This window comes from Citrobacter sp. C6_1 (genome assembly GCF_014596835.2).
Lineage (GTDB): Bacteria > Pseudomonadota > Gammaproteobacteria > Enterobacterales > Enterobacteriaceae > Citrobacter > Citrobacter pasteurii.
The window spans coordinates 2,737,157-2,752,526 of the sequence record NZ_CP115031.1 but is presented as its reverse complement, the minus strand read 5'-3'; the positions used below and the strand labels follow the sequence as shown (position 1 = coordinate 2,752,526).

The following is a 15,370-nucleotide window of genomic DNA, read 5'->3' as shown; positions in this document are numbered from 1 at the left end:
CCGCTATTATTGTGTTAGTAGTAAGAACCAACCAGCCTGATAGCCAGCTCAACGTTAGCAGGCATGGAGGCATCGTAACCGTACATATGACCATATTGCGGGCGCAGTGCTTCGGTGACGCGATTGATGATTGCATCACGCTGTGCGCGAGCAAATTCAGCGTGGTTGTTAGCAGTTTTATTCATGAATTTTCCGAATGCTTCTTCTTTTCGTGCTTTAAGGGTTGCTGCGCGTAAATCACTCAGAAAGCGATGCTGAAACTGGAAATCGTCGCGCGAGCCTACATTGCCATGTCCTCCGACAAAATAGTTCCAGTCGAGCGCTTCCACCTGCCGTAAGTTGGCATCGTGATAAACCGCGGTATCCGATACAGCAAAGCCCATCATTGGTAATTGATCGGGGTTAAGCAGATCTGGGCTGTGAACGACTTTTTCTTCTTTTAGCAACCATGCTGAATGATCGTCAGTGTGCGCAGCCTTTAAGAAACGGTGTAGTTCAACCGTCAGGTTTTCAAATGTGAATCGATCATCCGCGTTTTTCAGTACCCGATTTGCCACTGGTAATCGACTGTCCATAAAACGCATTTTTTCAGTGGTGGCCTCGCTGGCAACGATCTGCAATTTCACTCCTGTCTTTTGCGCTTCCTCAACCCAGAATGGACTGTCACCGATATGATCAACGTGGTAATGCGAGTAAATCAGCGTCGTCACTGGCAGCGTTGTAACATCGCGGATAGCCTGAAGTAGGAACTTCCCCCGTCCCTCCGGGGCATCGAACAGCAATACCCCCTTATCGCCAACATAAAAGGTGGTGGAATAGAAATAGCGCTGAACGTAATACGTCCGCTCGCCTATTTTCTGCAATATATAAGGCTGTTCCATATTTCTCTGATGGAGGTTATCAATCTTATTTCCGACGGGCAGCGTAATGTTAGCGGAGGGAGTCATGTAATGTGCATTAACGGTAGAGACCGCGGGGGTAGGGGCCTGTGCCAGTACACTGGCAGATGTTAGCGCTGTCACGATGAAAAATACCGGGCGAATTGTATTCATATTAAATCCTTTTTAATTTTCATGTTTTCATTTTTTGTAGTGATGTTTGCTGTAACTGGTAAATAATAGATGAGAGGCGAGTGGATATTAATGAAAATAAATTGAATAATTGCTTCAAAAATGCTGATTTTTATTGGGTGGATTTATATCTTCAGATACCCCATACTCTTTTATGGAGTTTTCAATAATGTCATTTATTCACATTAATTATATATAAAAGGAATGTTTTATATGGAAAATGTATTTGTGGTTTATTATTCAGGTTATGGTCACACCCAGTTAGTCGCGGAAAAAGTGGCTGAGGGTGCAAAGGCTGGGTTGATTGCCGTTGATTCTGAGGGGAATATTACCGAGCAGGATTGGGAAAAGCTTGATGCTGCAGATGCGATCATTTTAGGCTCACCAACTTACATGGGCGGCGCACCGTGGCAGTTCAAAAAGTTCGCTGATGCCAGTTCAAAAGCCTGGTTCACCCGTAAATGGCAGGATAAAGTTTTTGGTGGATTCACTAACAGCGCCAGCCTGAATGGTGACAAGCAGGTCACTCTGATTTATTTACAAACGCTTGCTTCACAGCACGGTGGCATCTGGGTGAGCCTGGGCCAGGCTCCGGCAAATGCGTTGGCTTCCACCCGTGATGATATCAATAATCTTGGTGGATCTGTTGGCCTGCTGGTGCAGTCACCTTCCGACGCTGGTGCAGATAAAATCCCGGCAGGCGATTTGCAAACGGCTTATCATTACGGTGAACGTGTGGCTGCGATTGCCGCGCGCATGAAGTAAAGTTTTTATCTTAGCCGGTGGTAGCTTATTAAAAATTACTCAGGCTAAATATTTAAGACATGGTATTTGTTTTAATAGTCAGTGCTAAAGGGTTCAAATTTTTGTGAACCCTTTTCATATTAGAATGCTGGACTTCGTTCTCCGCCTCCCACAAAACTCATAATATGTAATCAAGTACTGACCAGGGTTAAAAAGGGGTATCACTGCCGATATAGCAGGCCATTTTTTCGGGTAAAGAACTGTTCGAGCTCTGACAGCAGTGCATCCATCAAAGGTTGCCAGTTTTGTGCCGGGTAGGTTTTGCCCAGTGGTTGCCACTTTGAGACCCACAGCCGATGAAAGATTACATTTTCTCGTATTCAGTTCGGGCAATGACTTCATCCTGAATTGGCTTGCCAATTTCACATCAGTACTGCGCGTCGCGCAGCGTTCTGGAATCCACAATGTTGTACTGAATATAACCCGCAGTAATGCGGTGAAATGCTGTGTTTTCAGCGTGGTGACGGGCAGATGACCGATGGCCGGAAAGATATGATTTTCCATGCTGGTGAGAATACGCGCGGCATAATCAGCCGACTACTTTTTGTTGATTTTATGCCAGCCCCGCGCGACAGCTTTAAAACACTTTTCCGTTGACGCGGCGGCTTTTCAGTCAAGCGCTGTTGTGCAGGATTGATATTCTGCGCCAGTAATTTGCGGATATCGTCACGTTTCTGTTTTGCCTCAGCAAGCGAGATGAGCGGATAAGCGCCGAGACTGACGCGGGATTCTTTGCCACTGAAACGATATTTGAGATACCAGATACGCGAGCTGCCCGGATTGACCAGCAGATACAGACCGTGTGAATCGGAGAGCTTTACAGGACGAGACGAGGGTTTTAAGTTGCGGATTTTAGAATCGTTTAAAGACGTTTGGAGGTCACTCCAGAGTCGAACCAATCTGACTCCAAATCTGACCACCAAATTAACCGTATGCGGAGGGAAAACTAAAAACGCATCGGGAAAGATTTTCACGCTAACTTATTGAAACCTAATCATACAGGTATTTATAAGCACGCCTGAAAACAGGAATTTGGCTCCTCTGACTGGATGCGGATTGTTGTTTATCCTGTTGAATTTAATGGTATTTATTTTTTAAATCGAAAATAGAGCCCTCAATAAAGCCCCAAGTGCTATTGCTGTCTTGAAATGTGATATTTGTCATGTTTTAGATTGTTGTTCTGGTTGTAGATCGATATGACAGTTGGTTTTGTGCCAATAGCGGACCTTCCACCTATGACAGTTCGCTTTGTGCCAACAGCGGACTTTATGCTAATCAATAACAACGTGGTCGGGCTGGTGAATACGTTTAGCCAGTTTCTTTTGCAATGCCATGACCATCAGGGGAAACCCAGTTGCAGTTAATGCGCATACTACCAGCAATCGGTCTACGTTCTGTGTTGTTATGCCGTGGTCGGGCAGTAATAAGGACGACAAAAAGAATGCAAAAGTTGTTATCAGGGACATTATCGCAGTCTGTAATGAAGAAAAACTGGCACGTTGTTCATCCGCTGGATACTGGATCGTAACCGAAGATGATGAAACCAGCCGACTATACGAAGCACCAAGAAATAAAGTAATAAAGAGAACTGCGTTATGATAACCGGTTGCAGGGACCAGTAAACTTAGGACAAAAAGTAGCGTTGAGATTGTTGACAGCATCAGAGCGGAAAAACGTGATGTCAGAACACCTGTTATTTTTGTAGACAGATAACCTGCAATCCCTCCGCTTAAGAACAGCAAAGGCAGTTGGTTTTGTTGTGCTCCCAAATAATGGGTCATCAATGGGGTCAAAATGGGAATGATCAACATTGGGCTAAACTGTACCAGTGCATTACAAGAGGCAAAAAGCAGGGTTTGAGCATCAATAGATAGCTTGTTCTTAGCACGTGATTGAGCTGAATCCTTGGGAATAAAATAGGCTATAAGTGGTAAAGAGAGCAGACATAGAAAACTGATTGACCACAGAGAAATATGCCAACCATAGTGTGTGCAAAAATATAATATCGCTGGCATACCAACGATACTTACCATTGAAAATGATGCAATTACTGTTGCTAACATTTTCCCGCGCATGTTAACGGGAGAATGGTTTATCAAGATACTCGTCCCCACCCCCATCGTTGTACCACCAACTAATCCTGCACAAAATCGCAGAGCCAATAGCGCGTCAAAATTTGTTGTAAATGTAGACACAAGCGTTAGTGTTCCCAGCAGCAGCATGTTCTGGATTAAGAATCGCTTTTTATCAAATCGGTCTACCCAATAAAAAGCAGCAACACCGGAGAGAACCGAGCCTAATGTGTACATGCCGGAGACATATCCAGAAAATGAAACCGGAACCGAAAACGCCTCTGCCATAAAGGAAAAAACAGGTGTTAACGCCATGTACTCCAATGCATTAGTAAACTGGATAAAGGCGATGATGATGGCTATCCGCATTAGGGTTTTATGATTAAAAATCTGAGTAACCTGTGGCATAACAAGCAACCAATAAGAGAAGGATGCCAAAAGTTTATCTGCTATCAATAATCAGCATAAGATGGTAAAAATGGCATTTATTATTATCAAATGTGGGATTTACTATGCGTCCTGCTCTCGACTTTATTACCCTGAAAGTGTTCATTGCCGTTGTTGAAAGGGAAAGTTTCGTTGGCGCAGCCAAAGCCCTTGAAATGCCGACATCAAACGTAAGTCGTTGTATTTCTCAGTTAGAAGAAAAATTGAACCTACAGCTTATCGAGCGCAACACACGCCATATGAAGCTCACCCAGGCGGGGCAGTTGCTCTATACGCGAGCAAGACCACTGCTTGAAGCACTTGAACAAGCGGAGTCTGAATTAACACAAGGACAGGTCCAACTCAAAGGTCCATTACGTATCTGTATTCCCAATGAAATTGGTCCAGCATTGCTGGGTTCTGTTATTGCCGATTTTGCCTGTCAGTACCCAGATGTGGAGATCAGCTGTGTCACAAACTTGTCAGGCCTCGAATCTCTGCGAGATGACCTTGATTTAGCAATCATTGTGAGCCGTGGTCAGCTGGATGACAGTGACTATATCGCCCGTCACCTGGTTACGATCCCTTGCACCATTGTTGCAGCTCCCTCCGTCATTCGGCGTTATGGTACCCCTTCTCATATCCAGCAATTTGAAAAATTACCCTGCATTACAACAGTAAGCGCACTGAAAGGGGCACCTTGGCAATTCGTCAGTGCAAAAGGTAGGTTTGAGACAATTGCAGTTAAAGAGCATTATCGAGTAAACAGCGGAGAAATGGCAGGGCGAGCGGCGGTAGCAGGTGTCGGTTTTGCTATTCTCTCGAAACAAGCCTGCCAACCCTATATTAACGATGGGCGACTCATCGAGATTGAGTTTGAACAGTCTGCTGCCCCATTGCACTTGTTTGCACTTTATTCCAATCGACGCTACTTGCCCTCGAAAACAAGAGCACTTATTGATTTTATACATCAGAAGTTGAGCCATCTTCCCCTGGTAACGTAAGTCCGCATTGAAGAGCCACAACGAATTAGCGGCCGCTCCTCGCTCTTAGCTGACTGTCAAATTTGCCCATACACCAGCGCCACATACCGCCCACGCCCGTCACCATGCCCCAGATCCATCGCCACCATTGCCAGCGCTTCTTTCCTACTTAACCCCTGCGCCAGATAGTGACGAATGGCATCCTGTGTCCACGCATAACGCAGCGAATGCGGAGAATATGTGCCAGTCAGACCAATACGCGCGGCCTGGTTGTGCCAGTAATCCATCGCGCTTTTCAGATCCGGCTTGTCGATCAGTCGGTCATGACGGCTGTCTGCAACAGCTAAGGCATTGTCCAATGCTTTTTTAACTGCATCAGCATCCAGAATTACCGTTTCGCGGGGCCGCCCGCCTTTAGTGCCGAAAACCACCGTCAGGCGCGTGTTACCGCGTTCAACGGCTTGTTGCCACGTTTTCAATGATTGAGCGCTTTGTACCGCTTCCTGCGAGCGCAAACCCATCAATCGTGCCAGTTCCAGTGCTGCCGACAGTCCCGGATCTTTCATTTGTGCAGCCCCCAGCACATGGCGGTAATGATCTGGCGTAATAGCCTGCCGCGTACCGTTGCGCGATGCAGCAGACAGCCCCAGTGATTTATTAGTCAGCCGCTCATGCTCTGCTACTTGCTTACGCCCGGCCTGTTGCAGTACGGCACGCAGCGAGGCCATTTCATTTTGCAGCGTGCGTTTACCGATCCCCTGCGCCAGCCTTTCATGAACGTAGCTTTCAATGTGGCGGACCTTAATCTGCGCCACTTTCTGGATCTGGATATTCAGCGCCCGTAAATGGTGATCGAAACGTTGTACGATGTGGATGCGATCGTTCACCGTTTTATGGCTACCGCCACAGTGTTTCGCCAGCGCCTTCATTTCACCGCCTAACTTACCCATACACTCCCCCCAATTTTGAAAATACAAACAGTCTCCGGCGTATGCTTTTTGGCTGCGCCAGAACGATACCTTCACGCCGGAGTGGCAGTTTGTTGAGGTATAGGGAGTTTCAGCCCGTACGCTGTACGGGCTGCCTGCGGGAACAGGAGATTCTCCGGGGCGTCATGCCCCCCTCGGTATCGATCTTTTTCTCCTTTTCTGAACCGACAGCGGCCTGAAAGCGACGTGTCAGTGCGGGGGATTGAGGGCGCAGGCCAGATAAAACAGGGCTTGCGTCGGCATGGTGGAACGGCGTCACTTGCGCCCGTGATACGGGACTCAAGTGACGCCCGGTCAGGTGCCGTGCTCTGAAAGAGCCAATTCTGGTGCAGGTTTACGGTCACGCGGCAGCAAATGCTTTACGGCAATGCAGGTCGCAGCCCGTAACGTAAAGGGCTCTGGTGTAGCAGGTGCAGGATTTACCGGAAAGTTTCCGGTGCAGTGCAGCATTGACCAGAGATCTGGCGCAGGTAAAAGGCGCTGAAATTCAGCAAGTACAGATGAGCCGGAAACTCGGGAGATCCCGGCAAAGTGAAACAGCAGCCAGCGAACTGGCGCAGTAAAAGGATGTAGCGTGTATAACTTCGGGCCTCCGCCGCGATGTCCTGCGACCCGGTGTTTGCAGAGGTCTGCACCGGTAAAGGGATCAACCGTCCTGATAACAGGTGCTTCTTTCAGGTTGAGAAGCAAAGGGAGCTGTCAACGACAGCATAGAGCAGAAGGGAGATTACACCCGGTTTTCGCGAATGAAAAGGGGAAACCTTTTTTCTGGAAATTGAGTTGTTTGTGGATTTTTTCGTCATTTTGTGAATGGCCGTCTGCCGCGCTTCGCTTGTCTTCTCCCGATCTTCCGCCAGCAAAGCTGACAAAAGATCGGGAGAGTCGTTTTAGCTTTGACGGTATTCCGGCTTTCGGTAACGGGAAGGCCAGATCTGCTCAGGCGTAATGCCTAACTTTTCAGCGATCAGTTTTTCACCTTTGGGCCAGTGCCTTATCAGTGCATTCGCCAGCGTGGAGGAGGCCAGCCCCTCCTGACGGGAAAGTGCAGAAAGCGACGTTCCCCGCTTTTTCAGCGCCGCGATAATGTCAGCAGAGTGCCAGTCTGGTTGCATCATGCCGCCACCCCGTCAATAAACTTTAAACCATCAGGAGTGTGCAGCCAGCGTGGGGCTTTCATTTCAGCCGCGAAGTAATTGATCAGGTCGTACAACAGCCAGCTAAGATATTTTTCCGTTTCAGAGGAAAATCCCTGTCCTGCCAGCGTTTGGGTCAGGGCAAGGCAGTAGTTACAAATCTCGGTGCATTCAGGCCCAAAACGGGGGTAACTGGTGGGAAGGGTATCGACGGTCAGGCTTTCAACAAGATGGGGAGGAACCGGATCAAGCAGCGTGGGCTGTAACAATGTCAGACAGGCGTTGATCCTGCCGCAAAGCGCCATTTTCAGCGTGGGATCGTTGTTTTCAATCAGGGTTTCGGCAAAGTTTTCGCAGTGGCTGGCAAGGACGGTGAAGTCTGTGGCAGCGTTAAAAGGAACGGTCAGTAACGGGTGAGTCTGGATGGGGGTAGTAGCCATAGTGGCAGCCTCGTTGATTAGGTTTTGCAAACCTCACCAGACCGCTGCTAAACGGGGTGGTGAGACGTAACAGGGTTAGCAGACCGGCATCAACGGAACCGGCGAGCGCGAACGCTCCCCCGTTACGCCCCACCATAATACGGGGCAGTTACGGACGTAAAAAAACCGCACTACGGAAAACGGCGGCTGTCCGCGTTGATAGTCAGGCTGCTAAACCCGGCACCTGATTTTGCAGGTACGGCTAAAAGATACCGCGATTAGCCGCCAACATCAAGAGACACTCTGGAAGGCCGATCGCAGAAAATAAAAAACCCCACTGGTGAGGTGGGGTTCTTTATTTTTCGCTCTCAGGTCACAGACGGCGACCTGAGCGGCGTTGCGCGACAATACAACCTAGCGGTATAAGTCTAACCCGCTTTGAGCACCATTGCAAATGCACAGCCCGGCCTTATAATACGAGACGCTAAGTTTGTCTCGTCTCAGGCCAGACCGATTTCAAGCCCTGACTGCCGGACGGGTGGTGCCGCAGGCAGTGCCCCGGTCTGGGGCGCGGCAATACAACTTAGCAAATGTACACCTGCACCGACAGGCAGTGTAAGGGTAAGATGCAGGCGTTGCGCTCCTTTCAGAAGGAGAGCGAATGGACACGTTGATGCGTAAGCTGATTGTGCTCATTGCCGTACTGGAGCTGTTACTGGCTCTGCTGCGGTTGATTGATCTGCTGAAATAATTCACGGATTGAAACGCACTTAAGGGGAAACACCTGTTTCCCCTTTAATAACCTGTTGTATTACGATACTTTTTTCAGCCGACTGGCAAACTGATAGGGTGAAATATACCCGCCAGTATTTGCATCCAGATAATCCGCCCACCACTGCATCATCGCGATCCGCTCTTCCAGATACTCAGCCTTGTGGATATAAGCGGCGCGAACGCTGTTCCTTTCCTGATGGCTCATTTGCTTCTCAATGGCTTCTTTACTCCATAACCCCGACTCACTCAGAGCGCTGCATGCCATCGCCCTGAAGCCGTGGCCGCAGATCTCTTTTTTGGTATCGTAACCCATCACGCGCAATGCCTTGTTAACGGTATTGTCGCTCATACATTTATCCTGATCGTATTCGCCGGGGAAGACAAACACCAGATGGCCGGAAAGTGCTTCAACCTGCTTTAATATCGCGATAGCCTGATCGGACAGAGGAACGATATGCTGCGTTCTCATTTTTGTACCGCGGTGAGAAAATTTGACGTTCTCAATCTGTTCCCGTTCTTCCGGGATCACCCATAGCTTCTGCTGCCAGTCGATTTCACTCCAGCGGGCAAAACGTAACTCACTGGAACGCACGAAGAACAGCAGCGACAGCTTAAGGGCGTATCGGGTCAGCAGCCTGCCGCAGTAACTGTCCGTCCGGGTTAACAGTTCAGGTAACTTATCCAGCGGCAGGGCCGGGTAATGGCTGGTTTCCGGCGGGGTAAATTCGCCGTCCAGATCCAGCGCCGGGTTTGATTTAATTAACTGCTTCTTCACCGCATAGCGCATGATTTCGGTGACGTAGTTTTTCAGCCGCGCGGTGATCTCCAGAAAGCCTTTGTTCTCCACTTTGCGCAGGGTGAATAACAGCGTTTCCGTGGTGATCTGGTCAATAAGGCTGTCCCCGATATCCGGGAAAACATACATTTCCAGCCTGCGCTGGATGGTGTTTGCATAATGCGCAGACCAGTGCTTATGCTCACCGTGCCAGTTCATGGCTATTTGGCGGAATGTATGACCGTTTTTCTTTTTCTGTTGCGCGATTTTCTTGTCAGCGGAGGGATCGACCCCCTCACGTATTTTCGCACGCGCGGCATCGCGTAACTGTCGCGCTTTAAACAGGGACACATCCGGGTAGGGGCCGAAGGCCAGCTTTTTCTCTTTCCCGTCGATGCGGTACTTCATGTACCAGAGTTTTGAGCCATTGGGTTTGATCAGCAGGTACAGTCCCGAACTGTCTGCCAGTTTGAAGGGTTTTTCTGTGAGTTTAGTCTTGCGGATAGCGGTATCTGTTAATGCCATAGCGGGGGGCTCCATTTTCTCACCGAACCGTGAGGCCCCCGATTAAGCCCCCAAAAACTATGGATGTCAAGAAACCCGGTAATCCTTCGCAGGACAACCGGGTCAAGATAACTTCTTGTTTTTTATACGTTTCAGGACGTATAGGAACGTCATGAAACTAAAATTTGGCTCCTCTGACTGGACTCGAACCAGTGACATACGGATTAACAGTCCGCCGTTCTACCGACTGAACTACAGAGGAATCGTTGTGGAGGCTTATCTTAGCGGCGAAAAAACATTTGTCAAACCCCAATTCCTACATTGGGGATCAATTGGTGCTTCTCTCGACAGTTTGTTGCATTTACAGACATTTTAAATGGAAAAAACTTTGCAGCTTTTTTGATTCTCCCTCATCATTTGAAATGAGGTTTCAACTTTCTTCATTAAGGTTCACTTTGAACGTCTCCGCAGCCTTACGCCAGGTCGCATCCCGCACGCCCTGGTATGCCAAACGCAAGCGTTATAAAGTTCTCTTTTGGCGCGAAATTACCCCGCTTGCTGTCCCCATTTTTCTGGAAAACACCTGTGTACTCTTGATGGGAGTACTGAGCACCTTCCTGGTGAGCTGGTTGGGTAAAGAAGCTATGGCAGGCGTCGGGCTTGCCGACAGCTTCAACATGGTCATCATGGCATTTTTCGCCGCCATCGACCTTGGCACGACGGTGGTGGTTGCTTTTAGTCTCGGAAAGCGCGATCGCCGACGCGCCAGAGCCGCAGCCAGACAATCACTGGTGATCATGACAATATTTGCTGTCGTACTGGCGGCGGTGATTCACTATTTCGGTGAGCAGATTATTGATGTCGTTGCAGGAGAAGCCACCCCTGATGTAAAAGCGCTGGCGCTAACCTATCTGGAATTAACAGTGCTCAGCTACCCCGCTGCGGCAATTGCGTTAATTGGCAGCGGCGCACTGCGCGGTGCCGGAAATACCAAAATACCGTTATTGATTAACGGTGGTATGAACATCCTGAACATTATCATCAGTAGCATCCTGATCTACGGCATTTTTTCCTGGCAAGGGCTGGGATTCGTCGGCGCAGGTCTGGGGTTGACGATTTCACGTTACATTGGTGCCATCGCCATTATATGGGTGCTGATGATTGGATTTAACCCAGCGCTGCGCATTCCCCTGAAGAGCTATTTTAAACCGCTGAATCTTGCCATCATCTGGGAAGTCATGGGGATTGGTATTCCTGCCAGTATAGAGTCAGTCCTGTTTAACGGTGGCAAGTTACTTACGCAGATGTTTGTTTCAGGTATGGGTACCAGCGTAATTGCCGGTAACTTCATTGCCTTTTCGATAGCGGCACTGATCAACCTGCCGGGAAACGCTTTAGGTTCCGCGTCTACCATCATTACCGGCAGACGTCTGGGAAATGGACAGATTGCTCAGGCGGAAATCCAGTTGCGGCATGTATTCTGGCTCTCCACAATCGGATTAACCGCCATCGCCTGGCTAACCGCCCCGTTTGCAGGCGTGATGGCTTCGTTTTATACCCACGATCAGGATGTAAAAGAGGTCATTGTCATCCTGATTTGGCTGAACGCGGCATTTATGCCGATATGGGCAGCATCATGGGTTCTTCCTGCTGGATTTAAAGGTGCACGTGACGCCCGTTTCGCTATGTGGGTCTCCATGTTGGGGATGTGGGGCTGTCGTGTTGTTGCCGGCTACACCCTCGGGATCGTATTAGGATGGGGTGTCGTTGGCGTCTGGATGGGGATGTTCTTCGACTGGGCAGTACGGGCCGCGTTATTTTACTGGCGAATGGTCACAGGTCGTTGGCTGTGGAAATATCCACGTCCTGAACGTGAAAAGTATATAAAACAATCGTCTGCGTCTGAATAAGCGACGAAATGAAGAATATTTCAGCAAACGATCGCAAATATCCATTCAGGCTTTGACAATACAGACAGGCATCGCTAATATTCGCCCCGTTCACACGATTCCTCTGTAGTTCAGTCGGTAGAACGGCGGACTGTTAATCCGTATGTCACTGGTTCGAGTCCAGTCAGAGGAGCCAAATTCCTGTTTTCAGGCGTACTTAGAAGTACCTATATGATTAGGTTTCAATAAGTTAGCGTGAAAATCTTTCCCGGTGTGTATCTGTTTTTCCCTCTGCATCCGGAAAATTTGGTGGTCAGATCTGGGGTCAGTTTGGTTCGATTCTGGAGTGACCCCCAAATGTCTTTAAACGATTCAAAAATCCGCAACTTAAAACCTTCTTCCCGTCCTGTAAAGCTATCCGATTCACACGGTCTGTATCTGCTCGTCAATCCCGGCGGTTCGCGTATCTGGTATCTCAAATATCGCTTCAGCGGTAAAGAGTCCCGCGTCAGCCTGGGTACATATCCGCTGGTTTCTCTTGCCGAAGCCAGGCAGCAGCGCGACGGTATCCGTAAATTACTGACGCAGAATATCAATCCCGCCCAACAGCGCATGGTTGATAAAGCTGCCTCTTCGCCGGAAAAGTGTTTTAAAGCGGTGGCGCTGGGCTGGCACAAAACCAACAAAAAATGGTCGGCTGATTATGCTGCACGTATTCTCGCCAGCATGGAAAATCATATCTTTCCGGCAATTGGTCATATGCCCGTCACTCTGCTGAGAACACAGCATTTCACTGCATTACTGCGGGTTATTGAGGATAAAGGCTTCCTGGAAGTCGCGTCCCGAACCCGGCAGCAGCTTTGCAACATCATGCGTTATGCTGTTCAGCAGGGGCTCACCGAAAACAATCCGGCGCAGCATCTGGAAGGGGTTACTGCGTCACCGGTTAAAAACCACTATCCCGCCCTGCCGCCGGAGCGGTTGCCGGAACTGCTTCACCGCATTGGCGATTATCAGCAGGGACGGGAGTTAACAAGGCTGGCGGTGGTGCTGACTCTTCACCTGTTCATCCGTTCCAGCGAACTGCGCTTTGCCCGCTGGAGCGAAATTGATTTCAGACACAAAATCTGGACCCTTCCCGCCACCCGCGAGGCCATCGACAAAGTGCGTTTTTCAGGTCGTGGCGCAAAAATGCGTACTCCGCATATTGTGCCGCTTTCCCGGCAGGTGATTGCCATTCTGAAGCAGATACAGGACATCTCCGGCCATCTGGAACTGGTGTTCCCCGGCAACCATAACCCGTACAAGCCGATGAGTGAAAACACTGTTAACCGGGCGCTGCGCCTGATGGGATACAACACAAAAACCGATGTCTGCGGGCATGGATTCCGGGCAATGGCCTGTAGCGCCCTGGTGGAATCTGAACTCTGGTCGCGGGATGCCGTGGAGCGGCAGATGAGCCATCAGGAGCGTAACAGCGTGCGGGCGGCGTATATCCACCGCGCTGAACACCTCGACGCCCGTAAAGCCATGATGCAGTGGTGGTCGGATTATCTGGATGTGAGTCGCGAAGAATACATTGCACCGTATATTTATGCGCGGCGACATAAGGCAGCCTGAGCCAGCGGCAATGTAATTTGTTGATAATGAAAATGCAGATCCTGGTTGAATCCGGATCTGCTTTTTGTATTGAAAGAAGTTGCCTTCGATTCTTCGGTTATTAATCGGAAAGCATACAAAAAATTTTGAGGGCAAAAATTTTTGTATGAAAACCTATCAATATAAGCCGTATCGATAGGTAAATACCCAATTTTATTTGGGGCAAATAATTTTGTACGAAAACCTATCAATACGAACCATATCAACAGGCAACTACCTGAAATTATTCCAGTAGAATATTTTCAGGCACTTTCTTATCAATATCAGTAAATTGAAAGGTAAAACTCTGCACCAGTTGCTTTCCCGATAAAAATGATGGCTGAATATATCCCGGCATGTCCTTATCTGCACCAGATAATAATTCATCGGTAAACTGTACCAGAATCTGTTGCGACCTGCTGGCAGCATAATAACATAACAGGGCTGCGCCAGATACCCGTTAAATAAACACGGAACTGCACCCGTTTAACCTTTTAAGCCCTTTGGCCTTTTCCGGTCAGGCGCAGTTACCCTTAGCCGTCCCTTACCCTTTCCGGCCTTTTTCCTTTTACTGGCACAGTCACCGGAGCGATGGCCTGGTGACACTGCACCAGATATTACTGGGCTGCCCCAGCTTATCACCAGATTCTGAGTACCATGGGCGGTGACTGAGCAATCTGCTGTTCCAGTTATTAACAGATATCAGCCAGTCTCTCCTCACCGTCCGTAAACCTGCGCCACATACCGCCCGCGTCCGTCGCCGTGGCCCAGGTCCATCGCCGTCATCGCCAGCGCCTCCTGTTCGCTGAATCCCTGCGCCAGATAATGGTGAATGGCATCCTGCGCCCAGGCGTAGCGCAGCGAGTGTGCCGAGTTTTGCCCCGTTAAGCCGATCTGTTCCGCCTGTTTGCGCCAGAACCGCATCGCCTCTTTCAGCGTGGCCCGGTCAATCAGCCTGCCGTTGCGCTGTTCCGCAATGTTGATCGCATTATCCAGCGCCTTTTTAACTGCGCCAGCGTCCAGAACCACCGTTTCGCGGGGGCGTCCACCTTTAGTGCCGAACACCACCGTCAGCCGTGTATCGCCGCGTTCCAGCGACTGTTTCCATTTGTCGAATGACTGCGGACAGCGTACCGCCTCCTGCGAACGCAGCCCCATCAGCCTTGCCAGCTCCAGCGCGGCCGCCAGCCCCGGATCTTTCATTCGGGCGTTTTCCTGCACCGCCTGATATTTCCCGTCCGTGATCGCGCGGCGCGTGCCGTTGCGCGACGCGCCGCCGATACCCACCGCCCGGTTGCTGATCCGGTCGCCGTCAGCCAGTTTAACCCGTCCGGCCTGCCGCAAAACAATCCTTATCATCGCCATTTCGTTTTGCAGGGTACGTTTATCGATCCCCTGCGCCAGCCGGTGACGAATATAATCCTCAATATGCCGCGCTTTCAGATGCTGAACATAACGGATCTGCACATTCTGTTCGATCAGACGTTCACAGAAGCGCTTCGCCTGCGCCATGCGGTCACTGACCGTTTTATGTGCGCCACCCGCCTGTTTCGCCAGGTGCCGCATTTCCCGCTCCAGCATGCCCATTTATTCCCCCTTTATGACTGCAACAATTAACTGACCCAAAATCTGATACAGCTTCCCCGGCGCGTAGGCCGATAGCCCCTGAGTTTTGTCGGGGCTGCGAACGGTATCTGAGCGCCGGGGCGACGGCTGTTGAGGTGTGGCGGGGCGTCGGTTATGCTTTCAAAGCAGCCGCCCGCTTGCGCGGGTTATCCCCCGGATCGTCCAGATCCCCCTCTGATACCGGTTCATGTTCTCCTTGTGGTTAATAAATGGCCTGAAAAGGCGCGTCAGAATCCCGCGATGGGCTGGAACAGTTGATTTATCTGGT

At 49.7% G+C, this 15,370-nt stretch carries 11 protein-coding genes, 2 tRNA genes and 2 pseudogenes; 5 read left to right on the top strand and 10 right to left on the bottom strand.

Annotated features, from left to right (window positions below):
• Nucleotides 1-14: 14 nt before the first annotated feature.
• Complete coding sequence (locus tag IB196_RS13450; protein WP_005121111.1) at nucleotides 15-1,052, bottom strand: MBL fold metallo-hydrolase; 1,038 nt, start codon at nucleotides 1,050-1,052, stop codon at nucleotides 15-17.
• Between the two features lie 231 nt (nucleotides 1,053-1,283).
• On the opposite strand from IB196_RS13450, the gene IB196_RS13445 reads away from it, so the two are divergent.
• The gene (locus tag IB196_RS13445; RefSeq protein WP_005121110.1) at nucleotides 1,284-1,835 is read left to right on the top strand and encodes a flavodoxin family protein; all 552 of its coding nucleotides are present in this window, start codon (nucleotides 1,284-1,286) and stop codon (nucleotides 1,833-1,835) included.
• Nucleotides 1,836-2,291: 456 nt separating this feature from the next.
• Here IB196_RS13445 and IB196_RS13440 read toward each other — a convergent pair.
• Nucleotides 2,292-2,773: pseudogene (locus IB196_RS13440) on the bottom strand (Arm DNA-binding domain-containing protein); the annotation flags it as partial.
• A gap of 372 nt (nucleotides 2,774-3,145) precedes the next feature.
• The gene (locus tag IB196_RS13435) at nucleotides 3,146-4,354 is read right to left on the bottom strand and encodes an MFS transporter (protein ID WP_188232486.1); all 1,209 of its coding nucleotides are present in this window, start codon (nucleotides 4,352-4,354) and stop codon (nucleotides 3,146-3,148) included.
• A 104-nt stretch (nucleotides 4,355-4,458) separates the two neighbouring features.
• Between IB196_RS13435 and IB196_RS13430 the strand changes: the two genes are divergently transcribed.
• Nucleotides 4,459-5,376, top strand: a complete 918-nt coding sequence (locus IB196_RS13430; protein WP_188232485.1) for a LysR family transcriptional regulator — start codon at nucleotides 4,459-4,461, stop codon at nucleotides 5,374-5,376.
• 56 nt (nucleotides 5,377-5,432) lie between these two features.
• Here the strand turns inward: IB196_RS13430 and IB196_RS13425 are convergent, their stop codons facing one another.
• The 6 genes and pseudogenes from IB196_RS13425 to IB196_RS13400 all read right to left on the bottom strand — a co-directional run bounded on the left by IB196_RS13425 (nucleotide 5,433) and on the right by IB196_RS13400 (nucleotide 10,211).
• On the bottom strand, nucleotides 5,433-6,305 hold the full coding sequence (locus IB196_RS13425; RefSeq protein ID WP_188232484.1) for an integrase domain-containing protein: 873 nt from the start codon (nucleotides 6,303-6,305) through the stop codon (nucleotides 5,433-5,435).
• A 926-nt stretch (nucleotides 6,306-7,231) separates the two neighbouring features.
• Complete coding sequence (locus IB196_RS13420; RefSeq protein ID WP_188232483.1) at nucleotides 7,232-7,459, bottom strand: helix-turn-helix transcriptional regulator; 228 nt, start codon at nucleotides 7,457-7,459, stop codon at nucleotides 7,232-7,234.
• On the bottom strand, nucleotides 7,456-7,917 hold the full coding sequence (locus tag IB196_RS13415; protein WP_188232482.1) for a hypothetical protein: 462 nt from the start codon (nucleotides 7,915-7,917) through the stop codon (nucleotides 7,456-7,458). The genes IB196_RS13420 and IB196_RS13415 overlap by 4 nt, the downstream gene beginning before the upstream one ends.
• 31 nt (nucleotides 7,918-7,948) lie before the next feature.
• Nucleotides 7,949-8,153: pseudogene (locus IB196_RS13410) on the bottom strand (host cell division inhibitor Icd-like protein); the annotation flags it as partial.
• A 554-nt stretch (nucleotides 8,154-8,707) separates the two neighbouring features.
• A complete protein-coding gene (locus IB196_RS13405) occupies nucleotides 8,708-9,970 on the bottom strand; it encodes an integrase arm-type DNA-binding domain-containing protein (RefSeq protein ID WP_188232481.1) in 1,263 nt (420 codons plus the stop codon).
• 165 nt (nucleotides 9,971-10,135) lie between these two features.
• Nucleotides 10,136-10,211: transfer RNA gene (locus tag IB196_RS13400), tRNA-Asn, on the bottom strand.
• A 160-nt stretch (nucleotides 10,212-10,371) separates the two neighbouring features.
• On the opposite strand from IB196_RS13400, the gene IB196_RS13395 reads away from it, so the two are divergent.
• The 3 genes from IB196_RS13395 (at nucleotide 10,372) to IB196_RS13385 (ending at nucleotide 13,458) form a co-directional block, all read left to right on the top strand.
• A complete protein-coding gene (locus tag IB196_RS13395) occupies nucleotides 10,372-11,859 on the top strand; it encodes an EmmdR/YeeO family multidrug/toxin efflux MATE transporter (protein WP_223237038.1) in 1,488 nt (495 codons plus the stop codon).
• A gap of 99 nt (nucleotides 11,860-11,958) precedes the next feature.
• A tRNA-Asn gene (locus IB196_RS13390) sits at nucleotides 11,959-12,034 on the top strand.
• 161 nt (nucleotides 12,035-12,195) lie between these two features.
• A complete protein-coding gene (locus IB196_RS13385) occupies nucleotides 12,196-13,458 on the top strand; it encodes an integrase arm-type DNA-binding domain-containing protein (RefSeq protein WP_188232479.1) in 1,263 nt (420 codons plus the stop codon).
• Nucleotides 13,459-14,193: 735 nt separating this feature from the next.
• On the opposite strand, the gene IB196_RS13380 is transcribed toward IB196_RS13385, so the two are convergent.
• Nucleotides 14,194-15,063: an integrase domain-containing protein gene (locus IB196_RS13380; protein WP_188232478.1), complete on the bottom strand. Its 870-nt coding sequence runs from the start codon at nucleotides 15,061-15,063 to the stop codon at nucleotides 14,194-14,196.
• Between the last annotated feature and the right edge of the window lie 307 nt (nucleotides 15,064-15,370).